14 protein-coding genes are annotated in these 16650 nt (G+C 61.5%); 12 read left to right on the top strand and 2 right to left on the bottom strand.

Going from position 1 to position 16650, the window contains the following annotated elements; genetic code table 11:
* Nucleotides 1-74 precede the first annotated feature (74 nt).
* Nucleotides 75-548, bottom strand: a complete 474-nt coding sequence (locus A4A58_RS02675; RefSeq protein WP_244499635.1) for a MarR family winged helix-turn-helix transcriptional regulator — start codon at nucleotides 546-548, stop codon at nucleotides 75-77.
* Between the two features lie 419 nt (nucleotides 549-967).
* On the opposite strand from A4A58_RS02675, the gene A4A58_RS02670 reads away from it, so the two are divergent.
* The 9 genes from A4A58_RS02670 to A4A58_RS02630 all read left to right on the top strand — a co-directional run bounded on the left by A4A58_RS02670 (nucleotide 968) and on the right by A4A58_RS02630 (nucleotide 12763).
* Complete coding sequence (locus A4A58_RS02670; RefSeq protein ID WP_068729543.1) at nucleotides 968-2491, top strand: porin; 1524 nt, start codon at nucleotides 968-970, stop codon at nucleotides 2489-2491.
* A 189-nt stretch (nucleotides 2492-2680) separates the two neighbouring features.
* Nucleotides 2681-4678 (top strand): tetratricopeptide repeat protein, encoded by a 1998-nt coding sequence (locus A4A58_RS02665; protein WP_068729540.1) that lies wholly within the window; start codon nucleotides 2681-2683, stop codon nucleotides 4676-4678.
* A gap of 471 nt (nucleotides 4679-5149) precedes the next feature.
* Nucleotides 5150-5356 (top strand): hypothetical protein, encoded by a 207-nt coding sequence (locus A4A58_RS02660; RefSeq protein WP_068729538.1) that lies wholly within the window; start codon nucleotides 5150-5152, stop codon nucleotides 5354-5356.
* A 277-nt stretch (nucleotides 5357-5633) separates the two neighbouring features.
* Nucleotides 5634-6533 (top strand): LysR family transcriptional regulator, encoded by a 900-nt coding sequence (locus A4A58_RS02655; protein ID WP_068729536.1) that lies wholly within the window; start codon nucleotides 5634-5636, stop codon nucleotides 6531-6533.
* Nucleotides 6534-6710: 177 nt separating this feature from the next.
* Nucleotides 6711-7202 (top strand): formate dehydrogenase subunit gamma, encoded by a 492-nt coding sequence (locus tag A4A58_RS02650; protein WP_068729534.1) that lies wholly within the window; start codon nucleotides 6711-6713, stop codon nucleotides 7200-7202.
* Entirely contained in the window at nucleotides 7199-8770 is a 1572-nt protein-coding gene (locus A4A58_RS02645; protein ID WP_068729532.1) for a formate dehydrogenase beta subunit, read from the top strand. The genes A4A58_RS02650 and A4A58_RS02645 overlap by 4 nt, the downstream gene beginning before the upstream one ends.
* Before the next feature lie 11 nt (nucleotides 8771-8781).
* The gene (gene fdhF, locus A4A58_RS02640; RefSeq protein ID WP_068729530.1) at nucleotides 8782-11691 is read left to right on the top strand and encodes a formate dehydrogenase subunit alpha; all 2910 of its coding nucleotides are present in this window, start codon (nucleotides 8782-8784) and stop codon (nucleotides 11689-11691) included.
* 15 nt (nucleotides 11692-11706) lie between these two features.
* A complete protein-coding gene (fdhD, locus tag A4A58_RS02635) occupies nucleotides 11707-12564 on the top strand; it encodes a formate dehydrogenase accessory sulfurtransferase FdhD (RefSeq protein ID WP_068729528.1) in 858 nt (285 codons plus the stop codon).
* Nucleotides 12536-12763, top strand: a complete 228-nt coding sequence (locus A4A58_RS02630; RefSeq protein WP_068729526.1) for a formate dehydrogenase subunit delta — start codon at nucleotides 12536-12538, stop codon at nucleotides 12761-12763. The genes fdhD and A4A58_RS02630 overlap by 29 nt, the downstream gene beginning before the upstream one ends.
* A 193-nt stretch (nucleotides 12764-12956) precedes the next feature.
* On the opposite strand, the gene A4A58_RS02625 is transcribed toward A4A58_RS02630, so the two are convergent.
* A complete protein-coding gene (locus A4A58_RS02625) occupies nucleotides 12957-13229 on the bottom strand; it encodes a BolA family protein (RefSeq protein ID WP_068729524.1) in 273 nt (90 codons plus the stop codon).
* A gap of 136 nt (nucleotides 13230-13365) precedes the next feature.
* On the opposite strand from A4A58_RS02625, the gene A4A58_RS02620 reads away from it, so the two are divergent.
* The 3 genes from A4A58_RS02620 to A4A58_RS02610 all read left to right on the top strand — a co-directional run bounded on the left by A4A58_RS02620 (nucleotide 13366) and on the right by A4A58_RS02610 (nucleotide 16504).
* Nucleotides 13366-14022 carry a J domain-containing protein gene (locus A4A58_RS02620; RefSeq protein ID WP_068729522.1) on the top strand — a complete coding sequence of 219 codons (657 nt, stop codon included), beginning with the start codon at nucleotides 13366-13368 and terminating at the stop codon, nucleotides 14020-14022.
* A 399-nt stretch (nucleotides 14023-14421) separates the two neighbouring features.
* Nucleotides 14422-15930: a L,D-transpeptidase family protein gene (locus A4A58_RS02615; RefSeq protein ID WP_068729520.1), complete on the top strand. Its 1509-nt coding sequence runs from the start codon at nucleotides 14422-14424 to the stop codon at nucleotides 15928-15930.
* Nucleotides 15931-16126: 196 nt separating this feature from the next.
* Nucleotides 16127-16504 (top strand): endonuclease domain-containing protein, encoded by a 378-nt coding sequence (locus A4A58_RS02610; protein ID WP_068729519.1) that lies wholly within the window; start codon nucleotides 16127-16129, stop codon nucleotides 16502-16504.
* Nucleotides 16505-16650: the final 146 nt, after the last annotated feature.

Raw genomic sequence — 16650 nt, 5'->3', positions numbered from 1 at the left:
GTCACGCTTGGGGCAGTGCTCGGCCGCCCTGACGACGTCTTCGGCAGGATCTCTTTAAGTTAGTCAGGCTTTCTTCAGCTCTCGACTTCCAGCATCAGTGTCGCCTTTTCGAGGCGATTCTTGAGCTGGGACATGTGCTGCGCGATCTCCTTCAAGGCCTGCTCGTCGAAATCGCTGAGAATGAAATCCCCGAGCGACTCCCTGCGGGTCGATAGCGCGGAGATCTTCTTGCTGGCCTTGTCGGACAGCGACATCAGCACGACGCGGGCATCCTCGCGGGACGCGACGCGCCGCATGAAGCCATTCTTCTCGAGCATCTTGGATTGGGTGGTGACGAAGGAGGGGTCGACGTGGAGCATGGCGGACACATCCTTGACCGGCACGCCGTTGCCACGATCGAGGTCGCTGACGGCCATCAGGATCATCCATTGCGGCCCGCTGATGCCGAGCTCCTTGGCCCAGAACTGGCGGATTCCCTCAAGATGAACGTTGATCGACGCGATGTCCCAGATGAACTGTCGGATGATCTCCTGATTCTGGCCGGTCACCCAAATAGAAAGCTCATTTTCGTTCCAGCCCGCAGATCCCCCACGCATAGTCGCTGTCGCCCCGCCGGCCATTCCATTGTCCCACACTTCTCAGAATTCTATAATTGTATCAGTGAATTGTGACGCGCAAACCACGATTTCGTGTGTTGCCGGGAAACCACACTGCATCGCGATAAAGTTACCTGAGTTCATAAAGTATTTTGCTTCTAAGAATTGCGCAGGCATTCTCAGTTCCGGCGATGGGGAAACCCTCAGTCGTCCCGTTGAAGTAGTTCGCTTGAGTGCCTCGCGTTATGCGGGTGTTTCCGAAAGCGCGAAGTACTTGAGCGGTTAGTTTGGGGACTTGGGGGACTAAATCTTCGGGCGCACGCGCCTGGCAGATCCGGAACCTTCCCTTTTGGACAACTTGGAGGTTTAACATGACGATGATTAAGAGCCTTATCCTCGGCTCGGCGGCGGGTCTGATCGCCATCGGCGGAGCTCAGGCAGCCGATCTTCCGGTGAAGGCCAAGGCAGTGGAATACGTGAAGATCTGCTCGCTCTACGGCGCAGGCTTCTACTACATCCCGGGCACCGATACCTGCATCAAGATCGGCGGCGCGATCCGTTTGGACGTTGCGTTCAACGGCAGCACCTACGACGTGCCGTTCTGGCAGGGTGGTGCCGGTGGCAACAATCTCTGGACCAAGAACTATTTCTCGACCCGTGAACGCGTCAACTTGACGACGGACACCCGCACCGCGACCGAATACGGCGTGGTTCGTACCTACGCGAACATTCAGTTCGACTTCCTCCAGGATCGTGAATCGATCGCTGGCGGTTACACCGAAGTCGACTACGCCTTCATCCAGTTCGCCGGCTTCACCTTCGGTAAGGCCGTCTCCCAGTTCGATCCCCAGTGGGCGCTCGCCAAGCCGTACATCTCGTCGGGCTTCAACGCTGGTTCGAACAACGCGACCGGTATCCCGCAGCTCGCTTACACCGCTTCATTCGGTAACGGCGTGTCGGGCACGATCTCGATCGAAAACGCATCGGCCTACCGCAACGCCGGTCTCTGGAACACCAACTCCTTCATCGTTGGTCCCGGCGCGGCCTCGTTCACGGGTGCCTTCTACGGCACGAGCTCGAACACCTTCCTGGGTAACTCCTACGGCGGCAACCACATTCCTGACATCGTCGGCAATATCCGCCTCGATCAGGCTTGGGGAACCCTGCACTTCGCTGCTGCGATGCACGCTGCAACCCCGGGCTTCTACGGCGCGAACGAAGCAACCGGCCATGCTGACGACAAGTATGGCTTCGCTGTGAGCGGCGCGGTCGAGTTCAAGAACCTGCCCACCGGCGCAGGCGACAGCTTGAAGATCGAAGCGTCGTACGGCAAGGGCGCTGCCAAGTACGTCTTCGGTGGCACGACCGACACCTCGGGTGGTGGCCGTTACGCCAAGGTTGATGGCAACACCCTCGGCTTCGGCTATGTTCTGGACGGCGTGTACACCACCGGCGGTCAGATCATCCAGAGTTCCGCTTGGGAAGTTAGCGCTTTCTACGAGCATTACTGGAACCCGGCTTGGCGTACGTCGCTGTTCGGCAACTACAGCCATATCTCGTACGGCTCCGGCAACGACCTGATGATGGCCGCCTTCCAGGGCCTGACCACCGGTGGCCCGGGTACCAACTCGTCGGCAGCTGCAGCTTCTCGTGCAGGTGTGTTCGCTGGCACGGGTAACTTCGACCTGGGTCTCGCCCAGATCGGCACCCGTACCGCTTGGACACCGGTTCAGAACCTGACCCTGTCGGCTCAGTTCACCTACAGCCGTCTGGATCAGAACCTGAACGGCACCTACACCGTGACGAGCATGTCGGGCAAGCCAGCCGGTACCGTTCTCAACACGGCCGACCAGAACCTCTACAACGGTTCGGTGCAGATCCTGCGCTCCTTCTAATTCTGATCGTCTCACGACGACCAGTCTTTGAAACAAAGACCCCCGGCAGGAAACTGCCGGGGGTTTTTGCTTGTGTGGAATCGTTTCCATCAGGGCGTGTCGGCGTTCTCGACGCCGCAGAGGCGGGCGTCTATACCGGGCGGCGTGGCCCCGGCCACGCAAGCCGCAAAGCCCGAACTCCGCAGGATCATGGCGTCTCCAGCTGAACTGTTTCAAAGCGCATTCGCCGCCTTCCAGCAGGGCCGCCTCCAGGAGGCCGAGCGCGGGTTCAGCAAGTTCTTGCGCAAGGATCCGAAGCATTTCCCGGCGCTGAATATTCTCGCCATCGTGCTGGTCGCGCTGAAGCGCCATGCGGAGGCCGAACCGCATCTGAAAGCCGCCCTGCGCATCAATGCAACATCGGATGCTACGTTCTACAATTACGGTCTGGTGCTGAAGGCGCTGAACCGGCCAGATGAGGCGCTGCAGCGCTTCGCCGAAGCGTTGGCGCTCAATCCCGGCAATGCCGAAACGCTGAATAACCGTGGCACGGTTCTGAACGATCTGCGCGACTACCCGGCTGCGCTGGCTGATTTCGATCGCGCGCTGGCGCTCCAGCCGCGCTATGCCGCAGCCTTCTTCAACAAGAGCAAGTCGCTGGCGGAGTTGAAGCGCTATGACGAGGCCCTCGCGGCTTGCGAGTCGGCGCTCGCCTTGCAGCCCGATCTGGCAGAAGCGTGGTTTGGCCGCGGCTACGTCTTTGGCCAGATGCGGATGCCGGCTGAAGCGGTGGAGGCCTATGGCCGCGCGCGTCAGCTCAATCCAGACATGCCGCTGCTGAAAGGCAATCTGCTGCATCAGAAGATGCTGATCTGCGACTGGCATGACGCGAATGCGCTGATTGCCGAGATCGAGGCTGATCTCATAGCCGGCAAACTGGCCGCCGAGCCGTTCGGCTGGCAAGGCGTTGCGATCTCGGAACGCAGTCTGCAGCGCTGCGCCGAGCTGACCAACGCCTCGCGTTTTCCCATGCAAGCTCCACCGCTGCGTGCGTCCCCGACCGGGCCGAATGCAAAAATTCGCGTCGGCTATCTCTCGGGTGAATTTCGACAGCAGGCGACCTCGCTGCTGCTGGTCGGTGTGCTGGAGCAGCACGACAAAAGCGCGTTCGAGATTTTCGCCATCGACAACGGGTATGACGACGGCAGCGACATCAGGCGACGCATCGCTGGCGCCGTGGATGGGATCGTCGATATCTCCACACTGAGCGATCCGCAGGCGGTGAACGCCATTCGTGCGCAGCGCATCGACATCCTCGTCAATCTCAACGGCTATTTCGGCGAGCAGCGCACCGGCGTATTCGCGCGCAGGGCCGCGCCGGTCCAGGTCAATTATCTCGGCTTTCCCGGTACGCTCGGCGCGGGTTTCATGGATTACATCCTCGCCGATCAGCACGTCCTGCCGCCCCAGCACCGGCAATTCTATAGCGAGAAAGTGGCCTGGCTGCCGAATTGCTATCAGGCCAATGACGATCGCCGGGAGATATCGACGCGTGCATTCACGCGTGCCGAGGTCGGTTTGCCTGCGCAGGGCTTCGTGTTCTGTTGTTTCAACAGTGCCTACAAGATCACGCCCGATGTCTTCGATAGCTGGACGCGGATTCTCTCAGCCGTTGACGGTAGCGTTCTCTGGCTGCTGGAGGACAGCGCTGCGGCTGTGGCGAATCTGCGCCGCGAAGCGGAATTGCGGGGCATCGACCCCGCGCGTCTGGTCTTTGCCGCGCGCATGTCGCCGGCCGAGCACCTGGCGCGACATCGTTGTGCGGATCTGTTTCTCGATACGTTGCCGTACAACGCGCATACCACAGCGAGCGACGCATTATGGGCTGGATTGCCGTTGCTGACGTGTCGTGGAGAAACCTTTGCAGGGCGCGTCGCCGCGAGTCTTCTGCAGAATCTGGGTGTGCCGGAGCTGATTACGGCGAAGCGAGACGACTATGAGTGCATGGCGATCGAACTGGCGGAAAATCCCGAGCGGTTGTCGTCGATCCGGGAGAAGTTATTGGCCAATCGTCTGAAGATGCCGACCTTTGACACCCGGCGTCTGGCGCGTGATATCGAAACGGCATTTCGCAAGATGGCCGAGCGGGCCCGGGCAGGGCTGGCGCCGGGCCACATCATGTTTTCCGCTCACGATAGCGGCCAATAATATATTTGATTGAGCAAATCAGGTATTGCGCTCAACATTCTGGCTCATGTAATATTTTCGTGCGCAGCCGGCAAATTTTTTGACGGCCCTAAGTCTTCGAGGAGACTCGCGCACTCTGCTGTAAATCTCCGAAACCACCGGCAATGCCCTGCCGGTGGTTTTTCGGCTTTTTTGGGTCAATTCGAGTGGCCCGGCTGGTATTCCACGATTATTGCTAACGCGGCCAGGGCGCGGGAACTGTGTCATGGCGGCACGCCCTTGAATCAGTCCAACCCCCTCTGAAAACGACAGAATTGCTGCTGACCGGATCGGCAGCATGAGATGGGATCTGTCGCAGAGACATCCAAATTATGACCTGTCGCCCATCGTTGCATATCAGGACTGACGAGCTATCTGACCGAAATTGCTAGAGATTTCTTGCTTTTTGAGCAAGTTGTGGCTAAAAGCCGCTCATCGTGGAGAGTATGAATAATGGCGCATAACTACGCAATTAATGAGGACGTTCACCACCAGCTGCAGGGGCCGCAGGGCCGTTCCACCATCAAGGAACGCAGCATCTACACCATCACATCTCGCCTTCCGATCGAAGCCGATGGTCGCCCGCGTTACCGGATCAAGAGCAAGTCCGAGAACATCGAGCGTGTCGTGACCGAAGAGCAGATCAGCCGCCTGGGTTGATCTCGGATCAGCCTTCTTGCTGATCGTACTTGCCGTTTGCTGTCGTCGCCGGGGCCTTGGACCCCGCGACGAAGCAGACCGCCCCAAAGACCCCAACCAGATTATATCTTGAAGCGGGAAGCTTGGCCGGGGCTGATCTCTGCTCGCCCTGCTGCGATGGTTGCGGCAAAGCGGCTTCGCACCATATGCTTTGCCCCGAGGGCGGGCACCGAAGGCCACACACGCGATCGTCGCGCCGCACCTCGGCAAAAATGATGTGGTCGGAGCGGGACGTCCCTTGATCGAAAAACTTGAACTGCTGTTGTCGCTGGCGAAGGAACGGCATTTCGGCCGCGCCGCGGAAGCCTGCGGCGTGACGCAGCCCACCATGTCCACCAGCCTCAAGCAGCTCGAGGACATGCTCGGCGTGATGTTGGTGCAGCGCGGCTCGCGCTTCCAGGGGTTTACGCCGGAAGGCGAACGCGCCCTCGACTGGGCACGCCGCATCGTCGGCGATGCTCGCGCGATGAAGCAGGAAATCAACGGCCTCAAGGACAGTCTGTCCGGCGAGATCCGCATCGCCGCAATTCCCACGGTGCTCGGCATGGTCGCCTCGCTGACGACACCGTTTCGCGCGCGGCATCCCGATGTGCGGTTTCGCATCGTGTCCTGCACCTCCACGGCTGTGCTCGGCCTGCTTGAAAATCTCGAAGTCGATGCGGGCCTGACCTACATCGAGAACGAACCGCTCGGCAAAGTGCGTTCGATCCCGCTTTATAAAGAAAGCTACCGGCTGCTGACCTCGCCGGACAGCATGTTCGGCGATCGCAAGAGTGTCACCTGGTCCGAAGTCGGCCAGGTGCCGCTGTGCTTGCTGACCCCCGACATGCAGAATCGACGCATCATCGATCGTGCCCTGAAGTCGGTCGGCGCCGAGGCGATGCCGATGCTGACGTCGAACTCGATTATCGTGCTCTATACCCATGTGAAGACCGGCCGCTGGGCCAGCGTGATGCCGGCCAAGCTGGCGGAGACGCTGGGTCTGACCGCCAATGACTCGGTGCGCATGATCCCGATCGTTGATCCTGTGGTGAATTATGGCGTCGGCCTCGTGGTGCCCCAGCGCGATCCCATGACCCCGCTGGTGGCGACTCTGGTGCAGATCGCCCGGGAGGTGGCGCCGTCGCTGGAGGCGTAAGATCTTCGTTTCGGGCGCTGCAATTGCTGCGTTGCAACCAAGCTAACCATTTCAAATTCATCGATTTCGCCGGGTGTCGATACCGTTTCCGTATCGCAGCATGAGACAGCTTTATTGATCTTTGGATCGATTCCAATTTTGATTGGTTTCCAGTCATAAGATCAATCGAGTACCGGGATGAACGCAGCCTACGAGCCCAATGCTTATGAGTCTTGGAGTGCCGACCGAGGCACCGAGATCATCGAGAGCCTGTCCCATGTGGAAGGCGGCGTGATCGTGATCCTGCATGCGATGCAGGAAGCCTTCGGTTATGTGCCGGAGCCGGCGATCCCGATGATCGCGCTGGCGCGCAACCTGTCGCGCGCCGAGGTCCATGGCGTGTTCACTTTCTATCACGACTTCCGCCACGAGCCGGCCGGCAAGCATGTGCTGAAGATCTGCCGCGCTGAGGCTTGCCAGGCGGCTGGCGGCGATGCACTTGCGGCGCGCGCGGAAGCGAAATTGGGTGTAAAGTTTGGAAACACGACGGCGGATCAGCGCGTTACATTGGAGCCGATCTATTGCCTCGGGCTCTGCGCCACGGCGCCATCGGCGATGCTCGATGGTCGTCTGGTTGGCCGCCTCGATGAGAAGCGCATCGATGCGCTGGTCGCGGAGGCACAGCGATGACATCGTCTGACAAGACTCTCAAGATCTACATCCCGCGTGACGCGGCTGCGGTATCGGTCGGCGCCGATGAACTTGTCTCTGCCTTCGAGGCCCAGGCCGCGACGCGCAAGCTCGCAATCGAGATCATTCGCCCCGGTTCGCGCGGATTGCTGTGGCTGGAGCCGATGATCGAAGTCGCGACGCCGGAAGGCCGTGTCGCCTTCGGGCCGGTCGAAGAGAAAGACGTTGCGTCGGTGCTCGATGCGATGGTCGCAAACGGCTCTCACGCGCTGCGTCTTGGTGTCGCGGAGGAGATTCCGTGGCTCAAGAAGCAGACGCGTCTGACCTTTGTGCGCTGCGGCGTCGTCGATCCCCGGTCGGTCGAGGATTACATCGCGCATGATGGCTACAGGGGCCTCGCGCGCGCGCTGACGCTGGATAGCGCCGGCATCATTGCCGACGTCACCACATCCGGCCTGCGTGGCCGCGGCGGCGCCGGCTTCCCGACCGGCATCAAGTGGAAGACCGTTGCCGATACCAAAGCCGATCGCAAATTCATCGTCTGCAATGCGGACGAGGGCGACAGCGGCACCTTCGCCGACCGCATGATCATGGAAGGCGATCCCTTCGTGGTGATCGAAGGCATGACCATTGCCGGCATCGCGGTGGGCGCCACCAAGGGCTACATCTATATCCGTTCGGAATATCCGCATGCCGTCGAGGCGATGAATGAGGGTATCGCTGCCGCCAAGCGCGCCGGTTACCTCGGCGACAAGATTCGCGGCTCGGCGCACGCATTCGATCTCGAAGTCCGCGTCGGCGCCGGCGCCTATGTCTGCGGCGAGGAGACCTCACTGCTGGAGTCGCTCGAAGGCCGTCGCGGCATCGTCCGCGCCAAGCCGCCGCTGCCGGCGCATAAAGGCCTGTTCGGCAAGCCGACGGTCATCAACAACGTCCTCTCGTTTGCGGCGATCCCGTTCATCCTCGACAACGGCGCCAAGGCCTATGCGGATTACGGTATGGGCCGCTCGCGTGGCACGATGCCGATCCAACTCGCGGGTAACATCAAGTTCGGCGGCCTCTTCGAAGTCGCTTTCGGCATCACGCTGGGTGAGCTGATTGATGATATCGGCGGCGGCACCTTCACCGGCAAGCCGGTCCGCGCGGTGCAGGTCGGCGGTCCGCTCGGGGCCTACTTCCCGCGCGAATTGTTCGACACGCCATTCGACTACGAGGCTTTTGCCAAGCGCGACGGCCTGATCGGCCATGGCGGCATCGTGGTGTTCGACGACACCGTCGACATGTCGAAGCAGGCGCGCTTTGCGATGGAATTCTGTGCCATCGAATCCTGCGGCAAATGCACGCCATGCCGCATCGGCTCCACCCGCGGCGTCGAGACCATCGACAAGATTCGCCGCGGTGAACGCGTCGCCGAGAACATCGCCGTGCTGCAGGACCTCAGCAACACCATGAAGTTCGGCTCGCTCTGCGCGCTGGGCGGCTTCACGCCGTATCCGGTGATGAGCGCATTGAAACATTTCCCTGATGATTTCGGCCCGGTGCCCACGCGCCTTCAGGCCGCAGAGTAAAGGAGCTACACATGTCGCTCGTTCACGAAATCGATTTTGGTACGCCACGCTCGAAGTCCGAAAAGATGGTCACGCTGACCATCGACGGGCAGAGCGTCTCGGTGCCCGAGGGCACCTCAATCATGCGCGCCGCCATGGAGATGGGCACGCAGATTCCGAAACTCTGCGCCACCGACATGGTGGATGCCTTCGGCTCCTGCCGCCTCTGTCTCGTCGAGATCGAAGGCCGCGCCGGCACGCCGGCCTCCTGCACCACGCCGGCCATGGAAGGCCTCGTGGTTCATACCCAGAATGCGCGGCTCGCGGCGCTGCGTAAGGGCGTGATGGAGCTCTATATCTCCGACCATCCGCTCGACTGTCTCACCTGCGCCGCCAATGGTGATTGCGAATTGCAGGATATGGCCGGTGCCGTCGGCCTGCGCGACGTGCGCTACGGCTATGACGGCGAGAACCATGTGTTCGCCAAGTCTGGCCCGAAACACACCCACAATTCGCCGGAAGCCTGCGAAAACGATCACTGGATGGCGAAGGATGAATCCAATCCGTACTTCACATATGACCCCTCCAAGTGCATCGTTTGCTCGCGCTGCGTCCGCGCCTGCGAAGAAGTACAGGGCACTTTCGCGCTGACGATTTCCGGCCGCGGATTCGAGAGCCGCGTCTCGCCAGGCATGAGCGAGAGCTTCCTGGGTTCGGAATGCGTCTCCTGCGGCGCCTGCGTGCAGGCCTGTCCGACCGCGACGCTGACCGAGAAGGCCGTGATCGAGATCGGCCAGCCTGAGCACTCCGCTGTGACCACCTGTGCCTATTGCGGCGTCGGCTGTACCTTCAAGGCGGAAATGCGAGGTGAAGAACTGGTGCGCATGGTGCCGTACAAGGACGGCAAGGCCAATCGCGGCCATTCCTGCGTCAAGGGCCGTTTCGCCTGGGGCTATGCGAACCACAAGGAGCGCATCCTCAATCCGATGATCCGCGAGAAGATCACCGATCCATGGCAGGAAGTGTCATGGGATGAGGCCTTCAATTTCGCGGCCAAGAAGTTCAAGGGCATCCAGGCCAAACACGGCAAGGACTCCATCGGCGGCATCACCTCGTCGCGCTGCACCAATGAAGAAGTATTCGTGGTGCAGAAGCTGATCCGCGCCGGCTTCGGCAACAACAACGTCGATACCTGCGCGCGCGTTTGCCATTCGCCGACCGGCTACGGCCTGTCCTCAACCTTCGGCACCTCGGCCGGCACGCAGGATTTCGACTCGGTGGAAGACACCGACGTCGTGATGATCATTGGTGCGAACCCGACCGATGGCCATCCGGTGTTTGCGTCGCGCCTGAAGAAGCGTTTGCGCGCCGGCGCCAAGCTGATCGTGGTCGATCCGCGCCAAACCGATATCGTGCGCTCGGCCCATATCGAGGCACAGCACCATCTGCCCCTAATGCCCGGCACCAATGTCGCCGTGCTCACCGCGCTGGCCCATGTCATCGTCACCGAAGGCCTCGCCGACGAGACCTTTATCCGCGAGCGCTGTGACTGGAGCGAGTTCGAGGACTGGGCGGCCTTCGTCGCGCAGCCGAACCACAGTCCGGAAGCCACCGCCATCATGACCGGCGTCGATCCGAAGGAGCTGCGCGCCGCTGCCCGTTTGTTTGCCACCGGTGGCAACGGTGCGATCTATTACGGTCTCGGCGTCACCGAGCACAGCCAGGGTTCGACCACCGTAATCGCGATCGCGAACCTCGCGATGGCGACCGGCAATATCGGCCGTCCCGGCGTCGGCGTGAATCCGCTGCGCGGCCAGAACAACGTGCAGGGCTCCTGCGACATGGGCTCGTTCCCGCACGAGTTGCCGGGCTATCGCCACATCTCGGGCGATGCGGTGCGCGAGCAGTTCGAAGCGATGTGGAACGTCAAGCTCAACAGTGAGCCGGGCCTGCGCATTCCCAACATGTTCGATGCTGCCACGGAAGGCACCTTCATGGGCCTGTACGTGCAGGGCGAGGACATCCTGCAGTCCGATCCCAATACCAAGCATGTGGTTGCCGCGCTGTCAGCGATGGAATGTGTCATCGTCCACGACCTGTTCCTGAACGAGACCGCGAACTACGCCCATGTGTTCTTCCCGGGCTCCACGTTCCTGGAGAAGAACGGCACTTTCACCAATGCCGAACGTCGCATCCAGCGCGTCCGCAAGGTGATGTCGCCGAAAAATGGTCTTGAGGACTGGGAAGTGACCTTGGGATTCGCCAAGGCACTCGGCTATGAGATGTCCTACAATCACCCCTCGGAGATCATGGACGAAATCGCGGCGCTGACGCCGACTTTCGCCGGCGTCTCCTATGCGAAGCTCGAGGAAGTTGGTTCGGTGCAGTGGCCGTGTAACGAGAAGCAGCCTCTGGGCACGCCAATCATGCATATGGACGGCTTCGTGCGCGGCAAGGGCAAGTTCATGCTCACCGAATACATCGCCACTGACGAGCGTACCGGGCCGCGCTTCCCGCTGCTGCTCACCACCGGCCGTATTCTCAGCCAGTACAATGTCGGCGCGCAGACACGGCGCACCGAGAATGTGGTCTGGCATGAAGAGGATCGTCTGGAGCTGCATCCGCATGACGCCGAGCTGCGTGGCATCCGCGACGGCGACTGGGTGAAGCTGCAGAGCCGCGCCGGTGAGACAACGCTGCGGGCGCTGATCACCGAGCGTATGGCGCCGGGCGTGGTCTATACGACCTTCCATCACCCGACCACGCAGGCCAACGTCATCACCACCGAGTTCTCGGACTGGGCCACCAATTGCCCGGAATACAAGGTGACGGCGGTGCAGATCTCGCCCTCGAACGGTCCGTCCGAGTGGCAGAAGGAATATGACGAGCAGGCCCGCCAGTCGCGCCGGATCGCCATGCCTGTCGTGGAAGCGGCGGAGTAGGTCTGGAAACCAGAGATGCACGAGCCGGTTCGCTCAGTCCCCCGCAAGATCTGGCGCCAGTCCGGCGTCAGCGAGGGGCTGCGCGCGGTGCCGGAAGAGACCGCGCTGGCGATCACCTATAATGGTGGCACCTATGCCGTCATGATGGGGACGCCGCAGGACTATCGCGACTTCGCCTATGGCTTCAGCCTGAGCGAAGGCGTGGTCACCTCGATCGACGAGATCGAGAGTTTCGAGGCCGTTGAATTCGACGATGGCGTTGAGCTGCGCATGTGGCTCGCAGGCGAGAAGGCCGAGAGCATCAGCGCGCGGCGCCGGCAGATCGCGGGGCCGACGGGCTGCGGTCTGTGCGGCATCGACTCGATCTCGGAAGCCGTTAAGCCGGCGGCCATCGTCGCGCCCGGCGGCGTGTTCTCCTTCGACCAGATCATGGCGGCGATGGAGACGCTGTCGCCGCTGCAGAAGGTCAACATCCAGACCCGCGCCGTGCACGCCGCGGCGTTCTGGACGCCGGCCGACAGCATCATCGCGTTGCGTGAGGATGTCGGCCGTCACAATGCGCTCGACAAGCTGGCCGGCGCGCTGGCGCAGGCCAAGGTCGATGCAGGGCAGGGCATGGTGTTGCTGACCAGCCGCGTCTCCGTCGAGATGGTGCAGAAGACGGCTGCCATCGGCGCGCCGCTCATGGTGTCGGTCTCGGCGCCCACCGCGCTGGCCATCCGCATGGCGGAGGCCGCGGGCATTACGTTGGCCGCGATCGCGCGCAGCGACGGGTTCGAAGTTTTCACACATCAGCACCGCGTGCGTCAGCACGGCGTCACCGCGGATGCATCAGGGCAAGAGCATGGACACCCACACATCGACGTCGCCTGACCGGCTGATCTATATGGCCAACCAGATCGGCGACTTCTTCAACAGCCAGGGCCACGATCACGCCGTGGCCGGCATTGCCGAGCACATCAAGAAGTTCTGGGATCCGCGCATGCGGAAGAAGATCTTCGAACATCTGGATGCGGGCGGCGCCGGGCTGAAGCCGAACGTCCTCGAGGCGATCGCGTCGCTGAAGAAGTAGGAAACCCACACTCGTCATTCCGGGGCGCGGGCGTGTCTTCGCGCACGCGAACCCGGAAGCTGGACATGGCTTGGCGCTGTTGGAGACTCTCCATGCTGAGATTCCCCGCCACTCCAAGTGGAGTGGCTGAGGTTCGCGATCGCCAAGCGGCGCTCGCGCCCCGGAATGACGGTGTAGGGTGCCGCGACGAAACCTAGCTCGCTTCGGTCGGCGTCTGCGGTTTCAGCGCCAGCGCATGTACCGTTCCCGCGAGTTCCGCCGCCAACAGTTCGTTGATCATGCGATGGCGGTCGATCCGGCTCTTCCCTTCGAAGGCCTCCGACACAATATTGACCCTGAAGTGGGTTTCACCCTCCGGGCGGTGGCCCATGTGACCGGCATGCAGATGCGATTCATCGGTCACGTCGAGGCTGAGGGGCGCGAAAGCCTCTGTCAGCTTCTTTGTGATGTTATCTTTCATGGTCATGATGGCCGGCTTAGCGGTTCGCCCCGCTCATGGTCAATCACGATGTGGCGACCATTTTGGTGCGGCGCAGGCGCCGAATGAGGTAATCCGAATGTCAAGACTTGAAGCTTTTTGCATTGCGTTGTCATAGTCAGCCATGCCCATCGACTCATCCAAATTCTTCGACAGCATCCGTATCAAGCCGAACAAGCTGAGCGCGAAGCAGCAGGCCGCTGCGCGCGAGGAAGCTATCCTGTGCGAGTGGCCCGAGTGCAAGAACAAGGGTCCGCACCGTGCGCCCAAGGGCCGCGCGCAGGACAAGGAATACTGGCACTTCTGCCTGAACCATGTCCGCGAATACAATCAGGGCTACAACTTCTTCCAGGGCATGGCTCCGGACGCGGTCGCCAAGTACCAGAAGGATGCGCTGACCGGCCATCGTCCGACCTGGAAGATGGGCGCCAATGGTTCTGCGGACAAAACCAAGGCCGGGCAGCCCGATCTCGACGGCGCAATCGATCCGTTCGCCATGTTCAACGAGATGAACGGCATGGGTATGGGGCGCGGCCGGGCCCGCAAGCCGCAGCAGCCGATCAAGGAAGAGACCCGCAAGATATTCAATGCCGAGCGCAAGGCGCTGCAGGTCATGGGTCTCGGCCCCAGCGCGACGCTGGACGACGTCAAGGCGCAGTACAAGGCGCTGGTGAAGCAGCACCACCCCGACGCCAATGGCGGCGACCGCTCCACCGAGGACCGGTTGATCGAAATCATCAAGGCGTACAACTACTTGAAGACCGTGGTCCGGGGCTCCTGAGGCGCTCCGAGATCGTCCACGCGATTGCCAATGTTCGTCGTGCCCGGCCAGCGCGAAGCGAGCTTCGCTGGATGTGCCGGGCATCCACGTCTTGGGCGTCGAGTGAACAAAGACGTGGATGGCCAGGACAAGCCCGGCCACAATGGCCGAGAGCGCTGCCAAACCATTAAGCATAACCCATCGCCGCCTGCTTAATTCGCCTTCCCGCCAGATACCGCCGCAATTCCGCCCGGCCTGAGATCTTCAATCTCTGTTGACCATCGCCAGAAGGGAACCTGCCGCTCACGGCCAGTTGCCTTGCGAGCGGGGGGCCTTAAGGCTAATATTTGCGTACGAATAAGGGCTCATTTGTCTTTATTCCTTGGGGTGTCGACGTCCCGTCGGCTGCGGAGCTTGGCTTTGAAACATCGCTCGCTTGTTCGCGCGCTGCTGACGTCGGTCGTACTTGCGACAGGCGTGGTGCTGGCCGGCTGCAACGGCGAAGACATGTCGCTCGCCAGCAACGCGAAGGCGAACCAGCCTGTTCCTCCCAAGCTCGTCGCCGAGATGACTGAAAAGGACATGGACCTACAGTCGCCGATGCTGGTTCGTGTGTTCAAGCAGGAAGCCGAACTCGAAGTCTGGAAGCAGAATCGCTCCGGCCAGTTTGCGCTGCTGAAGACCTATCCGATCTGCCGCTGGTCCGGCGACCTCGGTCCGAAGGTCAAGGAAGGCGATCGTCAGGCACCGGAAGGTTTCTATGCGATCACGCCGGCGCAGATGAATCCGCGCTCGTCCTACTATCTCTCGTTCAATACCGGTTTCCCCAACGCCTTCGACAAGTCGCTGGGACGCACCGGTTCGCAGCTGATGGTGCATGGCGATTGCTCATCGCGCGGCTGTTTCGCCATGACCGACGAACAGATCGCCGAGATCTATTCGCTGGGGCGTGAGTCTTTCTTCGGCGGGCAGCGCTCGTTCCAGTTCGCGGCGTTTCCGTTCAAGATGACGCCGGTCAACATGGCCAAGCATCGCAACAACCCGAACATGCCGTTCTGGAAGATGATCAAGCAGGGCTATGATCATTTCGAAGTGACGCGGCAGGAGCCGAAGGTCGAGTTCTGCGAGAACAAGTATGTGTTCGATCCGGCCGCGCCTGCGGGATCGACCAAGCCGTTGGTGTTCAATGCCTCGGCCAAGTGCCCGGTCTACCAGATCCCGTCCGAGATCGCTGATGCCGTCAGTGCCAAGCAGGCACAGGATGATGCGAAGATTGCCGAACTGGTCGCCAAGGGTACGCCGGTCGCGCAGCGCCGTCCCGATATCGACGGCGGCATGAACCGCGTCTTCGCCTCCAAGTTGCCCGATGGCGCCACCGGCCTGTCGGATCCAGAGCCGCCGGGCGTGCAGACCGCCGCCTATTCGCGCGCACCGGGCACCATTCCGCCGCACGTCAATCCGCCGAAGGCGACCGCCGCAGCGACAGCCTCCTATTCGGCGTCGCTGTTCGCAGCATCGGAAGAACCCGTCGTCGCCGTGCCCTCCACGCGTGTTGCGTCGGCCTCGTCGGATGGTGGCTTCTTCAGCAATCTCGCCAAGAAGGTCGGTATCGGCGGTTCGGAAACGACAGCGACCGCAACTACGGCTCCAGCTGTTCCCGTGCCGACACCAGCCGCCAAGCCGAAGGCCGTCGCCAGCAAGGCTGGTCCGTCGGCTGCTCCTGCGACGCCTGCTTCTGTAGCTGCAGCGAAGCCGACCGCTGCACCCGCACCGCTCGTCGCCACCGCGCGCCCGCCGCTCAAGCCGACACTGTCGGCCGAACCATCCGCGCCGGTTTCCGGCGGCGGTGCCGGCACAGCCGCGCTGTCAGGCGCAGCCCCGGTCGTGTCCGCGAATTCGTTCACGGATCGCTTCTCGGCGATGCGCTGAGGCGCGTCGCTCTCTCTAACTCATCTTCTGATCCGTAGAAGCCCGGTGGCTTTGTCGCCAGCTTATTTCGTGCTGAAATCCTGAAACGCTGCCGCCCCTGCTCCCGTCCTCTCGCACGAAGCGAAGCTTTGCTAGGCGGGGAAGGGTTGGGGATGGGGATGCCACGAGCGAAGGCCTGTCGATCGGGTCAGCCGCAATGGAAGATCGTCAAAGATACTTCGCGCGCAAAATGCGCACCGAGCCCACGAATGCCGAGCGTGTTCTATGGCCGCGGCTTCGCCATGACATCGCGCTCGCAGGTTCGCATTTCAGGCGTCAGGCGCCGATTGGCCCATTCATTGTCGATTTCGCAAGCCGAAAGGCGAAGCTCGTCATCGAGCTCGATGGTGGTCAGCATGATTGGCAGCGTGAGGCTGATGCCAAGCGCACGGCGTATATCGAAGCCCCCGGCTATCGTGTGTTGCGGTTCTGGAATCACGACGTTTTGGAGAATATCGACGGAGTGCTTCAGGTCATTCAGAGCGTGGTGACCCCCATCCCCGACCCTTCCCCGCAAGGGGGAAGGGAGCGCTGAGAGCGGCGCCAACTTACTGCGAATTTGAGCAGTGCAGAGCGCGGGACATCTCAAAGACTGTGGTGATCGCTTTCGCCTGAGCCGAACGCTGTGACTCCCTTCCCCCCCTTGCGGGGAAGGGGCGGGGATGGGGGTGCCGCAGGCGA

It is taken from the genome of Tardiphaga robiniae (assembly GCF_001618955.1).
In the GTDB taxonomy this organism is placed as follows: domain Bacteria; phylum Pseudomonadota; class Alphaproteobacteria; order Rhizobiales; family Xanthobacteraceae; genus Tardiphaga; species Tardiphaga robiniae_A.
The sequence above is the reverse complement of the archived record's forward strand: the minus strand, read 5'-3'. Positions and strand labels throughout refer to the sequence as shown.